The organism is Leptolyngbya sp. FACHB-321 (assembly GCF_014695975.1).
GTDB lineage: Bacteria > Cyanobacteriota > Cyanobacteriia > Leptolyngbyales > Leptolyngbyaceae > Stenomitos.
This window is the reverse complement of sequence record NZ_JACJPI010000058.1, coordinates 243812-261584: the sequence shown is the minus strand read 5'-3', so window position 1 is coordinate 261584 and position 17773 is coordinate 243812. Positions and strand designations below refer to the sequence as shown.

At 49.0% G+C, this 17773-nt stretch carries 15 protein-coding genes; 6 read left to right on the top strand and 9 right to left on the bottom strand.

Annotation, left to right across the window (positions count from 1 at the left end; translation table 11 throughout):
- Positions 1–17 precede the first annotated feature (17 nt).
- A complete protein-coding gene (locus tag H6F76_RS11965; RefSeq protein ID WP_242036620.1) occupies positions 18–467 on the bottom strand; it encodes a YbjN domain-containing protein in 450 nt (149 codons plus the stop codon).
- Between the two features lie 776 nt (positions 468–1243).
- On the opposite strand from H6F76_RS11965, the gene H6F76_RS11960 reads away from it, so the two are divergent.
- Entirely contained in the window at positions 1244–2038 is a 795-nt protein-coding gene (locus tag H6F76_RS11960; RefSeq protein ID WP_190508430.1) for a pseudouridine synthase, read from the top strand.
- On the top strand, positions 2035–2907 hold the full coding sequence (locus H6F76_RS11955) for a RodZ domain-containing protein (RefSeq protein ID WP_190508428.1): 873 nt from the start codon (positions 2035–2037) through the stop codon (positions 2905–2907). The genes H6F76_RS11960 and H6F76_RS11955 overlap by 4 nt, the downstream gene beginning before the upstream one ends.
- A gap of 1 nt (position 2908) precedes the next feature.
- Here H6F76_RS11955 and H6F76_RS11950 read toward each other — a convergent pair whose 3' ends face one another.
- A complete protein-coding gene (locus H6F76_RS11950; RefSeq protein ID WP_190508426.1) occupies positions 2909–4687 on the bottom strand; it encodes a response regulator in 1779 nt (592 codons plus the stop codon).
- 503 nt (positions 4688–5190) lie between these two features.
- On the opposite strand from H6F76_RS11950, the gene H6F76_RS11945 reads away from it, so the two are divergent.
- Entirely contained in the window at positions 5191–5640 is a 450-nt protein-coding gene (locus H6F76_RS11945) for a hypothetical protein (RefSeq protein WP_190508425.1), read from the top strand.
- A 128-nt stretch (positions 5641–5768) separates the two neighbouring features.
- Here the strand turns inward: H6F76_RS11945 and H6F76_RS11940 are convergent, their stop codons facing one another.
- The 6 genes from H6F76_RS11940 to secD form a co-directional block, all read right to left on the bottom strand.
- Positions 5769–6149, bottom strand: a complete 381-nt coding sequence (locus tag H6F76_RS11940; protein WP_190508423.1) for a tetratricopeptide repeat protein — start codon at positions 6147–6149, stop codon at positions 5769–5771.
- 72 nt (positions 6150–6221) lie between these two features.
- On the bottom strand, positions 6222–7448 hold the full coding sequence (locus H6F76_RS11935) for a PQQ-dependent sugar dehydrogenase (protein ID WP_190508421.1): 1227 nt from the start codon (positions 7446–7448) through the stop codon (positions 6222–6224).
- 523 nt (positions 7449–7971) lie between these two features.
- The gene (locus tag H6F76_RS11930; protein WP_190508419.1) at positions 7972–8391 is read right to left on the bottom strand and encodes a hypothetical protein; all 420 of its coding nucleotides are present in this window, start codon (positions 8389–8391) and stop codon (positions 7972–7974) included.
- A gap of 247 nt (positions 8392–8638) precedes the next feature.
- Entirely contained in the window at positions 8639–9055 is a 417-nt protein-coding gene (locus H6F76_RS11925; protein ID WP_190508417.1) for a hypothetical protein, read from the bottom strand.
- Between the two features lie 12 nt (positions 9056–9067).
- Complete coding sequence (gene secF, locus H6F76_RS11920) at positions 9068–10072, bottom strand: protein translocase subunit SecF (protein ID WP_190508415.1); 1005 nt, start codon at positions 10070–10072, stop codon at positions 9068–9070.
- Positions 10069–11493: a protein translocase subunit SecD gene (gene secD / locus H6F76_RS11915; RefSeq protein ID WP_190454961.1), complete on the bottom strand. Its 1425-nt coding sequence runs from the start codon at positions 11491–11493 to the stop codon at positions 10069–10071. The genes secF and secD overlap by 4 nt, the downstream gene beginning before the upstream one ends.
- 736 nt (positions 11494–12229) lie before the next feature.
- Here secD and H6F76_RS11910 point away from each other — a divergent pair.
- On the top strand, positions 12230–12832 hold the full coding sequence (locus H6F76_RS11910) for a hypothetical protein (RefSeq protein WP_190508413.1): 603 nt from the start codon (positions 12230–12232) through the stop codon (positions 12830–12832).
- Between the two features lie 539 nt (positions 12833–13371).
- Positions 13372–14157, top strand: a complete 786-nt coding sequence (locus H6F76_RS11905) for a glycosyltransferase family 4 protein (RefSeq protein ID WP_190508411.1) — start codon at positions 13372–13374, stop codon at positions 14155–14157.
- 240 nt (positions 14158–14397) lie between these two features.
- Here H6F76_RS11905 and cax read toward each other — a convergent pair whose 3' ends face one another.
- Positions 14398–15492, bottom strand: coding sequence for a calcium/proton exchanger (gene cax, locus H6F76_RS11900; protein WP_190454952.1), 1095 nt, complete (start codon positions 15490–15492; stop codon positions 14398–14400).
- Positions 15493–15801: 309 nt separating this feature from the next.
- On the opposite strand from cax, the gene H6F76_RS11895 reads away from it, so the two are divergent.
- A complete protein-coding gene (locus tag H6F76_RS11895) occupies positions 15802–17649 on the top strand; it encodes a mechanosensitive ion channel family protein (protein WP_190508409.1) in 1848 nt (615 codons plus the stop codon).
- Positions 17650–17773: the final 124 nt, after the last annotated feature.

Genomic DNA, 17773 nt, shown 5'->3' with positions numbered 1-17773 from the left:
AAGAACTCCTTTAAGACCTAGCTACCACCAAACTCAGCCTGTAGCGGCTCGTCCTGGTCATCGGCGATCGTCGCTACCAGGGTAATGGCGCGCGAAATTTCACCAGGAGAGAGATCAGCGAGCGATCGTGTTGAAAGCACCACAATTTCATTATCCAGAATGGCAAAACGTGCTTCTAGCGTACCTGACCAATTTAACTCAAGCAGTTTGCGAGTCAGTTTAGCCTCATCCCTGGCTGGCAGCTTCAAAACGGCTGCCCATGCACTGATCGTATCCTCATTTGATAGCCCGGTAAGCTGCACAAAGACTTCAACCGTACCGTATTTAAATTTCCAGACATAGCCGCCATCAGTCTCACTCACCATGGCTGTGTTGTCACTATCCAGGCTGTCAATGACTGTTTCAATTACGTCCACAATATTTGCGGCGGCATTCTCAGCATTCTGGTTCGCTGGTTCATTATCCAAGGCGCTTGGGGCTGGAACTATCTGTTGGCTTGTCATAAAAAATTCCGTACGATCGCGTTAATAAGCGGTTAGACAAGGAATGGCAGAGCCGCTTCGGTCAGTGTGCCTCATTGCTTGCACTACCTTGAGTCTACGTTAGCGTCGATTCATTATGCTGTTTCTTCTTATTCTGATTTTTTTATGTTTGTAGCCGCCTAATTATTCCTAGAGCTTGAGCAAAGTAACGACACGTGTGCCTAGGTTTCACGGCTTACCTTTTCACCAACACTATGGCTCATCTACTAGATAAGTAGTAAATAAGTAGGATGGCTAGATTAAGCAGACCGGGTTTCGACTGCGCTCAACCCGCCCCGTTACTTATAGAAAATTTGCCCTAAACGATTGCGGCTCTTTTGGTACATCCCTTTATGGTAAAGCGAACTAAAATAGTGTATAAATATTTGGACATCACTAAATTAAGAAATTAGGGATATTTTCTGGATGGAGCGGGCTTTAGAGTAAACGGTCAGCCGAACTGTAACTCTCCTGCCAAGAGGCAAAGCGCCTACCGTTCTCTCTTACACATCATCAGGGTTGCCTGCTCAAAACTTTTTTAGCTAACAAAACATCTGTAGGGGCTAGGTTTAACAACAAGGTTGGCAGCTAAAGGTAAAGACTCTGGCAACACCTGCTTCTACCTAACAGTTAATCTTTCTTGCAAGGCTTCTCTGTCCTATGTTTGCCCTTAGCTACTTAGCCCGTGCTGCCACTCTGCTGCCTTGATGAAGCACGTTTTTATGGATGAACGGGTACAAAAACTATTGTCCCAATGGGGTATTGCGTCGCGCCGTCAGGCAGAGCAGATGATTTTGGCTGGTCGGGTGCAGCTCAATGGCGCGATCGTTCAGCTTGGGCAAAAAGCGAATCCTGAGATCGATCGCATCACGGTAGATGGTGTGCTGATGCAACCAGCGCAGCGCCCCAAACTGATTTACCTCCTGCTCCATAAACCTGTTGGTGTTCTTTCTACTTGCACAGACCCCTGGCACCGACCAACGGTGCTTGATTTACTACCCTCGTCCCTTAAAGAAGGTCATGGCATTCATCCTGTCGGACGTTTAGATGAAGACTCTACCGGTGCGCTGTTACTAACGAATGATGGGGCGTTGACCTTTTATCTAACTCATCCTCGGCACCATATCCCTAAAACATATGAAGTTTGGGTTGAAGGCTATCCTGCTGAGGCAGTTTTACAAGAGTGGCGGCAGGGTGTGCTCTTGGCAGATCGTCTCACTTTACCAACTCAAGTGACAGTCCTTAAGCGTCATCCAGCGCGTAAAACACTTTTACAGGTGATCTTAACCGAGGGCAGAAACCGTCAGATTCGCCGCGTTGCTGCACAGTTAGGACATCCAGTGCTTTCTCTGCATCGTACAGCAATCGGTCCCATTCAACTGCAAGATCCGAGTGCATTACTATTAGCAAGTGGGCAATACCGTCCCTTGAAAGATGCAGAAATCAGTTTCTTGAAAACTCAACTTGACTTACTATCAGAAGGGGAGACAGTGACGCGCGAGGAGTACAGCCGATGAGTAACCAAATGACTCAGATCAGCCCGGAGCAGATAGAAAGGCTCAAAGAATTGGGTGCCTACTTGCAGCAAGTGCGTCAGAAAGAGCGAATTTCGCTAGAAACGGTGGCAAAGAAAACGCTCATCCCGGTGCGTTTGCTGGCAGCGCTCGAAATCGGCAACACAAAGCAATTGCCGGAGCCTGTCTACATTCAGGGTTTTATTCGTCGTTATGCGGACGCGATCGGTATTGATGGAGCCGAGCTGGCGAATGCGTTTCCAGCCCAAACAGATTTGAGGGCACCCAAACCTTCGTGGCGCGGTACCGTGCAAGCGCAGCTACGCCCATTGCATCTCTATTGTCTCTACACAGTCTTAGTCGTGGGTGCTGTCAGTGGGCTATCTTACCTGTTAAATCGTTCCTCCACCCCACAAATTCCTGGGCTTGTAGCAACCGCACAAAAGCGCGAACCAGTCATTACACCTGTGCTACCCAATGGACCAGTCAATATTGCTGCCCAACCTACTGTTAGCCCGACAGCAGGTAATAAGACCGCACAGCTGCCTACCGTCGTGTCGCCAAAGTCAGTTCGCATTGGGTTGACGATGACATCTCAGTCTTGGGTTCGCATTGTTGTTGATGGTAAAACTGACTTTGAGGGCGTTCTATCGGAAGGCACCCAGCGTGCCTGGGAAGCGGACAAGCAGTTGGTTCTACGAGCTGGTAATGCTGGTGGGGTTATGGTTAGCCTCAATGAGGGTCTACCAAAACCGCTAGGAGAACCAGGAGCTGTTGAAGAAGTAACGTTTGGGTCGAATGCTCAAGCAGCTAACCTAGCCGCTTCATCAGAGTCTGCAAGCTTAACGGCATCACGCCCTAACCCGTTCTAAGTCACTTTTGTTCTAAGTGATTGTCTGAATGCATCCGTGGTAGAGCAACAATGAAATGGGTCTGTCCATTGCTACTTTCTACGTGAATGCTTCCTTTGAGGTGCGTGACTAATCGCTTTACAAGTGCTAATCCCAAGCCTATCCCGCCCTGTTTCCAGGGATCGCTGCTGGGAATGCGATAGAACTTCTCAAAAATACGGGTTCTTTCGTCGGCAGAAATTTCTACACCTGTATTGCTGACTTTGAGTTCAACGCACGTTGGTGTAGCACTAGCAGCGAGAGTAATCGTTTGGTCTGACGGCGTATACTTGCACGCATTGTCAAGTAGCTCTATTAGGATGCGTCGCAGCCCAGTAAGATCCGTTACTAGAGACGGCAAACCCGGCTGCAAGACAACCTGCAAGGTTTGCTGCTGCTGCTGGGCGCGGTTGTGAAATGCTGTAGCGATCGCAGGCAGACAATCATACAGGTTCAGGGTCTCAAAGCTTAGGGGCGTTTTGACCTCTAAATGCTGTAGTTCTAGTAGGTCGCTGATTAGACTAATTTCGCGTTCACACTCGTCGTGCAAGATTTTTAGATAGGTATGGCATTTGCTGGCTGGTTTGCCGTCTTCCTGAGCAATGTCTACATTATCTTGGGGCAGCGATCGCTCAAGCATCTGTATCGCGAGGCGTATGTTGGATAGAGGTGTTCGCAATTCGTGAGAGACAGTGCTCAAAAAATCGTCTTTGAGTTGGCTCAATCGCTCTAGCTCCTGCACTTGCGCCTGCGATGCTTGGTAAAGACGTGCCTGACGAATGGCGATCGCGCATTGATTAGCAACCTGCTGCACCAAACGAATTTCTAGCTCACTTAAACTGCGTTCTTTGGGGTTAATGAGCCACAGATCGCCGATCGTTCCAGTTTCGTTGATCATTGGGCAGGCAAACATAGCAACCTGACCACGCACTGGGCTTGGCACCAGTGAGCAAAACTGAAAGTGGTAGCCCTCTGTAAGTTGTGCATACAGTTCGCTATAGACCTCCATATCAATCACCTGATTGTGGTAGCCAGCAATGGAGGCAGCGTACTCGTAATGCACGCTAGAGGTGAGGCGCTCGCGATCGTACAGCGAGGCATTGCAACAGCCCAGATCTAGCGCCCAGGCTAGTTCTTGCACGGCTGTCTGCAAAATTTGACTCTCGTCCAGACTATCGCGCACTTTATCAGTGATTCGCTTTAGGGTGGCTTCAAACTCTAAAGCACGGTGGAGTTGAAGCGTGCGCTGCCTCGTCTCTAGGCTATATTCGCCAACCTGGTCTTCCAACTCAGCATTAAACTGATCAACCTGCCGATGGAGTTCAACATGCTGCAATAAGCGCCGTACTCGCTGGCGCAGCACTGCCCAGTGAATAGGCTTGGTAACAAAATCGGTGGCACCACATTCAAACGCTCGGTCAACCGATTCGCGATCATCCAGGCTCGTCACCATGATAATTGGCGTGGAATGGCTTTCGGGTAGGGCATTCAGCTTACGGCAGCAAGTAAAGCCGTCCATACCAGGCATAAGGGCATCGAGTAGCACTATCTGCGGTTGATAGGTTGCGTACGCACTAAGTGCCTCTGAGCCGTTGTCAGTCTCGATCACACGGTAGCCATCAGATTCCATCGCCTGACGGAGTGAGAGACGTATAGCGTCATTATCATCAACAATAAGAATAAGGGGCGGCGTGTTTAAGTGCTGATGGGTACGATTGTTGCCTAAAAGCTTTAGCCTTTCACTTTCAGTAAGGGTTAGCATATTACAGTTAAATTAAAAGACAACAATTGCTAAAACAATATATGAGAGCAATTGATCGCTTAGCCCTTGTTTTGATTATTTAGCAGGCTCTTTAAAGTTGGTACTAAATGGGGATATATGTTGCACAGAATGCCCAGCACATGCAAAATTAGCTCAAATTTAGACAAACTTGCTTACTTTAGATATTTCTTTAAACTGAGTTAAGGGCTAAAGACTAAATTTGAGCTGCATGATTATATCCACTCACCACCTGGAAAAAATGAGCGATCAGCTTTTCAAGCGATGATGAGGCGCGCACTCTATCCTGTTGCATTCCTGTTCCATAGTTTACTGCCTGACATAATGTTGTAAAGTTCAACTGCTGATTGCTCTTATAGCGATCGCCTTAATGTCTTGCCGTTATGCAGTGACTGATACTGAGCCAAAAGTGCAAGTACTGAGTGAGGAATGCGCTTGACTCAGTACGATTGACGCAAACGAACAGTAAGCGGAGGCAGCGAAATATGCGTATACTCTTAGGTAGCTTCGTGCTGAGCATGGGTTTAGCCGTTGCATTAGCACCAGTCCAGGCGCAAACACCCGCTAAACCGCGAGTAACGGCAATGGTAGAAGCGCTGCGGCAGGCGGCACCTAAAACAGGTCGGTCTAACGACGGCTTATATAGTGACTGGCAAGTTAAGCCTGGTACGCTTGCCGTTTGGTCAAAAAGTTGTCTGAAGCGGCAAGTAACACCAGCCCAGTTTGACCGCGATCCGGCTCTAGCAAGACAGGTCATCACTTGCGTCGTGCAGGATGAATTCAACCAAAGGCTACAGCTTAATGCTAATAACGAAAGCAGTACTGTACAAGCTGTTGCCTGTTGGTGGATGACTGGCAAAGACAAGGGCTGCACCAGTGGCGCGACCGCTAACTATGTGCGAACCGTGACCCAATATTATCAAAAGCTGCGCTAACCTGCTGAAGAGTCACTACAGCCTAAGGCAGCCCTTGAGTCACTATAGCCTAGGGCGGCGCTTGCGGCTCTGTGTCTCTGTAAGGAACGTGGTTAAGTTACTCTCCTTTTACAAACTGCCAGAGAATGCTATGTCAGTTTGTGCTTAAGCCAAAGAGCTGCTTTGCCATGCTGATAAATGGGATCTGGATCGAGAGCAATCGCACGGTCATACGACTCAACGGCATTAACGTAGGCTGCCATCTCTGTTAGCAAAAGCGCCCGGTTAAACCATGCTTGGTGATAATTCGGTTCTATTGCGACTGCCCGGTCATAGCTATGCAGGGCTTCAGCTTGGCGTTTCATGCCTGACAGTGCATTACCGCGATTGCTCCAAGCTTTGCAGTTACCAGGATCAAGGGCAATCGCCTGGTCAAAGGCTGCGATCGCAGCCGCATATTGCTCTGTTTCACAAAGCCGGCAACCCTGGTCATGCCAAAACTCTGGTTGGGACTGGTCAAAAGCAGTCATGATCGGTAGCCTTTATGTTCCCTTTCTATTGTCGGCAAACGAGAGGCGAATAACCAGGAGTTTAAGGAAAATCTAGCGCGTGATGCGAAGAATTTTGTCTTTTTCCGCAGGGCAACTGCCACGACCATCACAGTTGCTGGTGGTGATATACAATTCGCCATCGGGTCCCATCACAGCATCTCTTAGCCGTCCCTGTTGACCCTGTAAATACACTTCATGCTGCTGCACCTGGTTAGATTGCAGATCAATGACTACGCGCTGTAAGTGTTCTGACCGCAGTCCTGCCACAATAAGACTGCCTTTCCATTCAGGAATCGCGTTGCCAGTGTAAATCGCTGCGCCTCCGGGAGGTAATGCTTGCTGCCAGACGATCGCAGGTGTTACTAATCCTTGCCGTGCTTCACAGCGGTAGGTGGTAGGCCAGCCCAGATTATCGCCTGCCTGAGCAACACTGACTTTATCGTGTCCCGATCGCCCTAATTCACCACTGGGACCATGATCACTAACCCACAGAGTTGAGGCATTGACCCAATCAAACCCTTGAGTGTTGCGAATACCCGTAATGTAGACTGGGTTGCCCGGAAAAGGATTATCGGCGGGCACTTGACCATCAGGAGTGACGCGCAAAATCTTACCTGCCAAGCTTTTCACATTCTGAGAAAGGTCAGGCTTTCTAGCATCCCCAGTGCCGATGTAAAGCATGCCGTCAGGACCAAAGCGAATCCGTCCGCCATTGTGGAACTGTGCGACTGGAATGTTGTCAATGATGGTGCGATCGCGGGTGGCACTTAAGCCATTCGTTGACAGCCGCCATCGTTCTACTCGATTAACTGGAGAGCCATTCTTGTCTGCCGTGAAATAGACATAAAAGAAGCGATTGTTAGCAACGTCAGGATGAGCGGCAATGCCCAGCAAGCCACCTTCACCACGATCGCTGACATTAATAGTGGCGATCGCCTGAGGGCGCAATTTGCCCTTTTGCACCAACCTCACTCGCCCTGGTCGTTCTGAGACGAGGAGGTCGCCGTTTGGTAGAAAGGCAAGTCCCCAGGGCACATCTAGCCCTGTCACTACTTCTTCTACTCGCACCTTGACCTGCCCTTGTGGACCAAAGCCGTTTTCCACTAGCCTACAGCTTGCTGGTTGCACCGCTACAGGTTTAGCAACTGTTTGAGCCTCCTGACTTATTGTCTCTGTTGCTCTGGGCGTTTCGCTGACTGACTCTTGTGTTGGTGTGCAGGCAAACAGCCCTACTAGAGTAAGAATAAGCCAGGGTGTGTGAATATGGAGTGCTTTCATATGTCTCGCTCTTCGTTTTAGCCCATGTCGACACCTGTCAAATAATGCCGCTGGTGCCATCTATAAACAGAAGTAAACCGTCGCTTTCTTGCTCATCGTCCAAGGGCATTGCCTCAGTTTAAGGGTCAGCCATCGGTGCTGCCTGCTCGAATTGGGTTAATTTCTTCAAGGGGTCAGTCTTCGTCTCGTTCGTTAGATTCGTGCTCCATACCCTATGCTTCATTTGTTTTGGGACACCATTCAAGTTTCATAGATAAAAGTGACATGAAGGTGACAGATTACCCGCTGTTCACGTCTCTTTTGAAAATGCTGCCTAACAGCACGACTAGCTGGGTCATGCTCAAGCTTTCTTTAACGAAGCCGCTTTCCAACACAGAGTGCAGCTAAACGGCTGGAAAGCGGTTAGCACATAAGCCACTTATGCAGTTTCTACGGCACTGCAAGGGAGAGTTTTTAGAAAAGATAAAAAGCTGGCGATCGCTGGAAGAGGGCTTAATACTGCATCATTCCGGCTGCGGGTTTGCTACTGAAGACGCTGTGTCACCCAAAGCGATTGACCATTATCATCGGTTTCTAGATGAGCTAAACGCCAGGTTTTGCCCTCTTTTTGCCGTTGCAGATAGACTTCAAACGGATTCTGCTGGGTGATCCGTCGAGTGGGTAGCTTGGTGGTGACATTGTACGTGCCGCGCACACGAAAGGCTTTCAGGTCTTCAATGATGAGAGGTGTTTGTTCGGCAATAACCACTCGCTTAATTTCTAGATCAGTGGGTTGCACGTTGAGCCGAAGTTGCTGATTGAGCGCTGCTTGGGTTTGATGAAGCTGTTGCGCGATCGCCCGTTCTACTAGCTGATGGCTGGGTCCCCCAATCGGCAGCCCACAAGCTGTCAGCAGCATAGCTAGAACTAAGGCTCCAACCCCCTTCCAAATTCTCTGCATCATTCACTTATCGCTGCAAATTGCCTTCTCAGCGATAGTATACGACTGAGCGGTAGACAGGGTTTGCAAAGTTTGTCGTTAGGCACTGTTTGCTAGTTAGCCGCGTCGCTATTGAATACCAGCCCTGCGTTGATCGTACTGATGCTGGTGGTATAGCAGTCGAAGAGGACGTTAGGATAAACGTAAACCTTGAAACTCTGTTTGAGTAAGGGCTTCGATTCATCCCTCATCCTTCATCCTTTTGCTATAGCTAATGCCGACAGACAATTTTCCAGAGAGGATGGCTCACTCCCTGTAAGCGAATGCGCTGTACCTGCTGCTCTAGCCGATGTCGATCGCGAGGCGAAAGCCCAAACAGGGCATTGCGACTTTGCCAGAGCAGTGTGGCGATTGTGAAACCGATGCAAGTAGCGAGTCCGATCGTGGGAAGCCGATTGAAGGCTAGCCCATAACGCACCGCAGTCCACGTAAAGTAATCCAGCAAGAGCGAAATGGGATAGCGCAAGCCCCACAGGCTTAATAAGCCAACGGTAAGCCACAAAACTCCAACCACACACCAGCGTGCATAGATGGTGAGACGATAGAGCCGTGCAACGTCCTGCTGCAATGTAGGGTCGATCGCATCAGCATTTACAGCTACCGATGGGTTCTTTTCTGATTGATCCATACTATGGCTCGGTCAGGCATCATCTGCTCTTGTGGAAATATCGTTGGTAGAAGCAAGATTACTTCCACCTAGATCCACAGTGGCAGTCGCGGGCGTCAGAACCTCCGTTCGCTCACGCCAGAAGGCCAGAAGTGTGCCAGCAATAAAGATGCTGGAATACGCGCCAACTCCAAAGCCAATAATCAGCGCGAGCGCAAAGTTTTTCAGGGTTTCACCACCGAAGAAAAAGATCGAAAACAGCGTTAGCAGTACCGTGACAGTCGTGTTGATGGAACGTGCTAGCGTTTGGTTAACGGCTTCATCCACAATGTCATTGATCGGGCGCGTTGGGCTTTCAGCTTTTGTTTCGCGAATACGGTCATAAATAACAACGGTATCGTTTACCGAGAAACCAACGATCGTCAGCAACGCCACAATGAACAGGCTATCGACCTCAGTGCCCATGGTCAATCCCAGCATGGCAAAAATGCCGACTGTAATCAAAACGTCATGAAAAAGCGCAATGATCGCAAAGATTGCATAGTCTAACTGGAACCGGAAGCTCAAGTAGACCATGATTAGCGCAAACGAGACAATGAGCGCTAGCATTCCAGACGCAAACAACTGCTGTCCAATCACTGGACCAACTGTATCAATCTGGTTTTTAGTTGGGTCAAACGCCCCAAGCTTACTACTTAGTGTTTCCAACACTCTCACCCGCTCGTCTGGGTTAAGCGGTTTCGTACGAATCGACAGTGCTTGCTGCTCCTTCCCTAACAGTTGGATACTACTATCGCCAAGCCCTTCAGCCGTCATGACATCTCGCACTGCTGCAATGTCGATCGGCTGGTCGCAGGCATTAGGCTTTGAGCAATCTCGCTCAACCTGAAGACGAGTACCACCAACAAAATCCAGGCTTGGGCGCAGAGGCGAACCCAACTGCTGCCAGGAGATCAGCATTGCAATGATGCCTGCCAGAATCAGCACAGACGACACCGTCCACCAAAGTTTGCGTTGCCGCACAATTTGCAGTTTCATGGGGTTGCCTCCACCTGAGATTGATTCGCTGATGGCAGTTTAGGACCGTAGAATTCTAGCTTCCGCAGCCTGTGAATGCTCTGTACATAAAACAGCAAAGTTCGGGTACAGGTCAAAGAAGTGAACAGACTTAAGCCAACGCCTAACGCCAGAGTGAGGGCAAAGCCTTTGACCAAGCCAGCACCAAGCCAGAAGAGAGCTGCACAGGAAATCAGAGTCGTCACATGACCGTCCAAAATACTTGGAAACGCTCGATAAAACCCCCCTTCTATTGATCGATAAAGGGTCTTGCCTGCGCGTAGCTCTTCTCGCGTGCGCTCAAAAATCAGCACATTGGCATCTACTGCCATCCCAATGCTGAGAATAAAGCCAGCGATACCCGGAAGAGTGAGGGTCACACCTAGGAGATTAAAGGCCGCATAGGTGAGAACGGCATAGATTAGTAGGGCAACATCGGCAACGAGTCCGGGCAGCCGATAGTAAGCCACCATGAAAATCAGCACCAGCACCAAGCCGCCAATGCCTGCATAGATGCTGCTTTGCACGCTGTCTCGTCCTAAGGTCGCGCCAACAGTACGGTTTTCCACGACTTCTACAGGCAGAGGCAAAGCGCCACCTCGAAGTTGTACCGCAATGTCGCTAGCTCGTTCAGCTGTGAAGCTGCCCTCAATAACTGCGCCGCCGCCCGTAATGCCCGTTTGAGCGTACTGCACATCGACGGTGTAAGCAAAGTCAGCACTAATGGGGGCAGCATCTAGAAAAATGCCGAGCGCACGTCCTGTACCGGCAATGCTTTTCGTTAGTTCTGCAAAAAGTTCGCCGCCGCGTGGATCAAACCTCAGCCCAACGTGCCAAATGCTGGCAGCACCAGCAGGTTCAGGATAGGCATCTTTGAGATTTTTGCCTGTCAGTTCCGTTTTTTCAAAGAGGGTAGCGATCGAGTCATTGGTCGCTTTTAGCTCTGCCTGATTTTTCGCGATCGCGGCTTGATCCGGGTTTTTTCTTAGCTGCGCCTGTACTTCTAACTTCTCACGCAAATTTTGTTTTTCAATTTGCAACTGCGCCTCTGTACCAGGCTTTTGCCTGCGGAAATCGAGCTGAGCCGTGCCACCCAATACACGCTCTGCCTGCTTCGGATCGTTCACGCCCGGTAGCTGCACCAGAATCTGGTTGTTGCCAGCGGTTTGTACGAGCGGTTCGGATACGCCCAATCCATTGACTCGCCCTTCGATCACCTTGCGAACGCCTTCAAGGTCTCGATCGGTAATCTCTTGAATTTCTGGCGTTGTTTTTACCTGAATCGTGAGCTGTGAACCACCTTGCAGATCCAAGCCCAGACGTGCTGGCACTTTGACGATAACAACAATGGCGGCAATCAGCAGCACTAAAATTAAGCCTAAGAGCGATCGCTGTCTTCCCATACTGTGACCCCTGTAACAAACGCTATGATAGCGCTTTAAAGTATTTGAATTTTGCTTTGACTGACGGTGAAGTGGAAAGGTGTTTTGGCAATTGGCTTGAGCTAGCAAGCGCAGTTCGCCATTCGCTCAACGTCTGCAACGTCTATCAGAAGAGAGACTCACCAGCTAGTAGTCTCTATGCATAAGACAATTACAAGACATGAACCCTCTCAATATCTGTCTCGCTAGCTTTTATTTTGTCTCCTTTGGTTTTCTCCTTTACCCACGGCATCTTGCCTTTGATGTTGACGGTTGAGAGGGTTCTCCTTCGTACATTTCTTTATGCTGCCTTTATAAAGTACTAGCGCTTAAAAACAGGAACAGGAAGCAACCGGAACTCTGTAAATCCACACAGTTCAATCATTTGCCAGAGCACTTCTTGATTTTAACCAGTGCTAGCTTGTGAAGTCTCCGTAATTGCACTAGGCAAGGCGATCGAGAATTAGATAATTTACCAACAGAGGGATTAGGATTCACGCTCTGAAGTGTCTAAACACCCAGCCTTCATCGAGCACACTTTCACCAAGCGTCTTCACTAAGCATTAATTGCAAACACGACTGAATTGATGAACTTACCAGTTTTAACTTTGAGTCTCAGGACACCTGCTAGTAGAACATAAACCTATGTTCTGCTTAATAAAAGTCGTTTTGTACAAAACAAAACGCTCACCTTGCCAAGCTTGCTGTGAATAAAACGATGGCTCAAACTCTTCTCAAGCCTCTTTGGGCAACGATCACAGGCATTTTCACCCTTGGCTCTGTTACAGTGCTCAAGCCTGCCCAGGCCTTTAGCATTACGTATAACTTTACCGTTCAAATTACTAGCGCTGCCTACGAAAGTCACGGCTTGATGAATGGTGCTACTGAATACGGTAGCCTCACCTACGACAACGCTAATTTAACGGGAATCGGTAGCGAATATGTCTCTGCTGCACCAGGAAGCCTCACCTTAGAATTTAACTTCTTAAGCAAGCTTCATACACAGAAAAACGACCTGAACTACGGTAGTGATGCCTATCTTTATGACTACCCGGTTGCCTTTTTCTCAAATGGAAGGCTGCTAGGACTCGACTTTTTGGTCGTCCCATCGCCATCTCAAGCTTCACAAGATGAGCTTGGCTTTCGCATCTTTCGGGAACTCTTTTATGTTGGTGCGACGGACAACTTCAATAGCGGTACTCTAGCGGGTACCGTCACTTATGGCAATAGTGCCGCTGTCCCAGAGCCATCTGAAATAGGCGGTACGATCTTAGCCTTCAGTTGCTTTAGTCTCTGGTTCTTGAGACGGGTTAAAGGCTAAAGGGATCATTAAAGAATTATGATCGTTAGGCAGTCGTTTAAGGCTTGGGGCAACCGAAGTAGAATCATACAGAGCAAAGGCTACATCGATCTCAAGATGTTCTCTCTGCATTTTGCAGCTATTTCATTGCAAGTCTCTATATTTATTTACTCTACATCTTGGGGGTGATGATGCTACGTGTTCTTAGTTCTTACCTTACCTATGCTTCTAATCGGGCAATTAGCCATATCTTTCTATCCCTTTGCCGTCCAGAAGTTGAGGTTCCTGTTCAGTTTACCTGCCTTGTCTCAAGCTGTGATCCCAACGTTGAGCGCTCCAATGTGGTCAAGGCTATCCCTAACTTAATCAGACCCTTTGTGTTTCGCTTGCGTGCCAATGATGCTATGACCGAATGGCGCTATCTCCAGGCACTAAAACATTTTGATGCTGCCTATTTGTGGCCGGGGTTCTCTTTGGCAACGATCAGAAAGGTGAAAAGCAAGGGGAAACCAATATTCATAGAGCGAATCAACTGTTTCACTGGTTTTACCAAATCAGTTATGAATAGTGAATATATTCGGTTAGGGCTTGGACCTCGACATCCCACGACTGATCAAACGGTACAGGATGAGTTGGAAGAAACCAAGCTAGCTGACTTCATTTTCTGCCCTAGTCCGCACGTGCGATCAAGCTTTTTAGACGCTGGCGTACCAGCCGAGAAATTATTACTCAGCAGTTATGGGTGGTGTCCCAGTCGCTTTCCAGATTTGCTTCATCAAAGCCCTGCACCAAAAGCTGTCGATCGACCCTTTACGATTCTTTTTGTCGGTACGGTCTGCGTTCGTAAGGGTGCTCACCTGTTGATGGATGCGTATGTTCGTTCAGGAATCAAGGGGAAATTGATTCTGTGTGGAGAGATGGAACCCGCGATCGCAGAAGTTTGTCAAGATTGGCTGCGCCGTCCTGATATTATCCACCAACCCTACGTGAACAATATCTCTACTTTCTACCAGGACGCGGACTTATTTGCCTTCCCTAGTTTGGAGGAAGGCAGCCCCTTAGTAAGCTATGAAGCAATGGCTCATGGTTTACCGATGCTGGTCTCTCCCATGGGTGGCGGAGAAATTGTGCGGGATGGCGTTGATGGTTTTATCCGCTCTGAGTTCGATCGAGATGCCTGGGTTGAGATCATCCAAAAACTTGCTGCCTCCCCAGATTTGAGACATCAGCTTGGTCGCAATGCTTCGCAAAGAGCGGCAGAGTTTACCTATGAAAAAGTTGCTAATCAACGAGCCCGAATGATTTTGGAGCATTTGACTGACTCAGCCACTAGCCCCAGCGTATAGCCAGGGCTGTTTTAGTCTAAATTTTGACGTTTATGCCTTCACGAGAATATGCCACTCTAGGCTGTAGAGATTTGATCTCTTGATAGCTGAACTCACCCAAACTATTGCTGATAAAGGTTTTTCATCAAGATACGCTATAGTCCTGGAATTCTGAGTTCGGAGTATAAGACGTGGTGAAAGCAAATGAAGCCATCTGTCAATCTAGAATAACCAGAATGAAAGAGATTTGTTGCTTCCCCCTCATGCTGGATGAAAGTAGAATGCGGCTCCAAGAATTGTATAGGTTGCCAGCAACAGCACGCCTTCCAGCCAATTGGAACGTCCATCAAGGCTAATCAGGTTGGCGATCGCCACTGCAATCACTACTGCAACGACTTCAAACAGGTTAAAGCTTAAGTCCATTGGCTGCCCGATCGCTTGCCCAACCAAGACCAAAATGGGTGCCACTAGCAAGGCAACTAGCAAACTTGACCCCATTGCCACCGAAACAGACAAATCCATATTATTTTTCATAGCGACTCGTACCGCTGTAACGTACTCTGCGGCTCCACCGACCAAGGGCAGCAAGATTACACCTGTAAAGAGTGGCGTTAAGCCTAGCCCTTTGGTTGCTTCTTCGACGGCACCGACAAAAATCTCGGATTCAAAAGCAACAGCGATCGTCGCGATGAGTAGCACTCCAATCCAGAGAGGTAAATTTGGCTTGTGTGGCGCGTGTGCGCCGGCTGCCTCAGCGGTACCCTCTTCTAGTTCCACGATGCCGACATCGTAGAGATAGCTGTGGGTCTTGAGCGAAAACAGTAGGGTCAGCGCGTAGACCACAATTAGCACAGCTGCCACCGTAATCGAAAGGCGGCTGATAGTCACCTGATCCACTACATTCGAGGTTGAAATGACCATAGCGGGTAGGACGATCGCCGTTACCGCCAGCGTCATAGTCGAACCACTAACCCGTGCCACGATCGGCTGAAATTCTTGCTCTTTGTAGCGTAATCCCCCCAGGAACATAGATAGCCCCATGACCAGAAGCAGGTTACTAATAATCGTGCCTGTAATGCTGGCTTTTACGATGTCGAGCAAACCTGCTCGCAGCGCCGAGAGAGCAATAATTAATTCAGTAGCATTACCGAACACAGCATTTAACAAGCCACCGATCGAGGGTCCTGTTGCTACCGCAACCTCTTCTGTCGCTGTACTAAGCCAGATAGCAAGCGGCACAATGGCGATCGCAGAGGTAATGAAGACTATGAGCGCATCCCATTCCAAATGCTCTGCCGCAACAGAGATGGGGATAAAGACTAACAAGCCCAGAGAAACAAGGTTCTTAATTGACATAGTGCCGGTAGGAGAAAGGATTCAGTGAATAGGCTTGTGCCGCCAAGCAACGCGAATGGTCAATGGTGTTTCCCGTTTGACCATACTTACAAAATGCCTCGTTCATCATAGAAGCTAGAGCGCGTTCTAACCCGACAAAAGCAACGGGTGAGTAATCAAAACCTGACTTTAGTTGAGAAAGCGATGCTTTAGTCAATCTTCCCTTAGTTGGATGGTTCAGCGACAGAGCAAACTAATGTAGGTACGTAGTCATTCCGCCAGGATGACTAACACTAACTTGATAGCCTTGGCTGTACGCTAGAGAACTGTATGCCGTTGTACGTAAATCGCACTCTAAACCTGCTTAAAGCTAGAGTCTTCCGTATACTGCCAGATGCCCTTCCATTCACTAGGCATCATTGGCAAGTCGTTAATTTTGGACTCGGCTTGCTGACGGCAGCGCTGATTGTTCTAGCGGGATCAAGCGGCTTCGGGCAGAATGTAGTGCCGCCTCATCTTCAAGTACCAAAACTTGAAGCGCCTAAACTTGAAGCACCTAAACCTCCTGTGCCAAGTGTAGCCAGTGCCACGCCCGCGATCGCCACGGCAGATGTCAAATTAGATGGACGAACCCTGTTTACGATCGCTGCGCCTAATGTCACGACTCAGGCAGGTACTCAGTCCGCTGGTACACCGCCGATCAAAGAACGAGTCAAGAACATTGAGGAAACACTGAACCGGATTGCCAAAAACACTGCTGAACCTAAAACGCTGGATGTAAAAGCGGCAGTGGATGAACAAAGTCGCTTGCCTGTTATCTCGATCGGAACCCGCTATCTGATGACAGTAACAACACTGGATGCCCAACTTCAGGCGCAAGACCCTGAACAACGAGCAACCGAACTCATCCAAATTATTAGGGACGCTCTAACGGTCGCCCGACAGGAACGCCAACCTCAATCGTTGATGAGACAAGGCTCAGTGGCAGGGCAGCTTGCACTCGGCATAGTAGCAGTAAGCGGCATTTTGGCATTAGTACAGCGCTGGATCAAGGCACAACGAGAGCAGTTAGTGGCTCAAGCTCATGCAGCGATCGAGTCATCCACCGTGGTCGATCCTACCAGCACAGCAGCAATGGCAATTGTGCGCGAGCAAATCAAGCAACGGCGGCAGCGATCGCTAAATGATGTACAGCGCCGGCTACTGCAAGTGATGCAGTTAAGCATTTGGTTAGGCGGTCTTTTCATTATTTTGGGGCTGTTTCCCTATACCCGATGGCTACAGTCGCTCATCCTGTCAGGTCCACTCAAAATCTTGGGGATCGTTATCGCCGTCTACCTTCTTATTCGAGTAAGCGACACGTTTATCGATCGCTTCTTTAATGCACTCACTGCTAACGAACTTCTCCCGCCGGATACGTCTCAACGCTTGGCACAGCGTATTACTACGTTTTCACGGGTGCTGCGGAGCCTTGTTGCCACCGTTTGGATCAGCACAGGCATTCTCACCTCGCTTTCTATTGTGGGCGTTGAACTGGGTCCAGTACTTGCAGGTGCGGGCATTTTGGGCTTAGCACTCTCCTTAGCCTCTCAAAACTTGATTAAGGATGTGATCAACGGCTTGCTTATTCTTTGGGAAGATCAGTACGCTGTGGGGGATGTCATCCAAATTGGCAAAGCCACTGGGCTGGTAGAATCCTTAAACCTCCGCATTACCCAACTCCGTAACTCCGAAGGACGGTTGATTACCATTCCCAACAGTTCGATTACGGTGGTCGAGAACCTCTCCAAGGATTGGTCACGAGTTGACCTAGGCATCACGATCGCCTACGACGCGAATGTTGATCGAGCGATTACAGTCGTCAAACAGGTTGGCGAAGACATGACTAATGATCTGGCATGGAAAGACAAAATCCCCGAACCACCAGATGTCTTAGGAGTAGATGATATTGGTAACAATGGCATTACCCTGCGAGTGTGGATCAAAACCCTGCCGCTACAGCAATGGAATGTTGCCCGCGAGTTTCGTCGTCGGTTGAAGCGATCGCTGGATGACGAAGGTATTGCGATCGGGTTGCCGCAACAGTCGCTCTGGTTCCGCAATTCATCGGACCCACCGCACGTTGCTGATGGTAAGCTGCCTTCACCTCATAACGCTGTAAATGACGAACAGGATTGAAGGATGAAGGATAAAATTTTTGAGTTTTGAGTTAGCTCTGCCCCGCAACTTCCAGCTCCCAATCTTCTTTTACCTTCTGCCTTTTACCTTTTGCCTTCTGCCTCCCGTCGGCTGACGCTCTAGG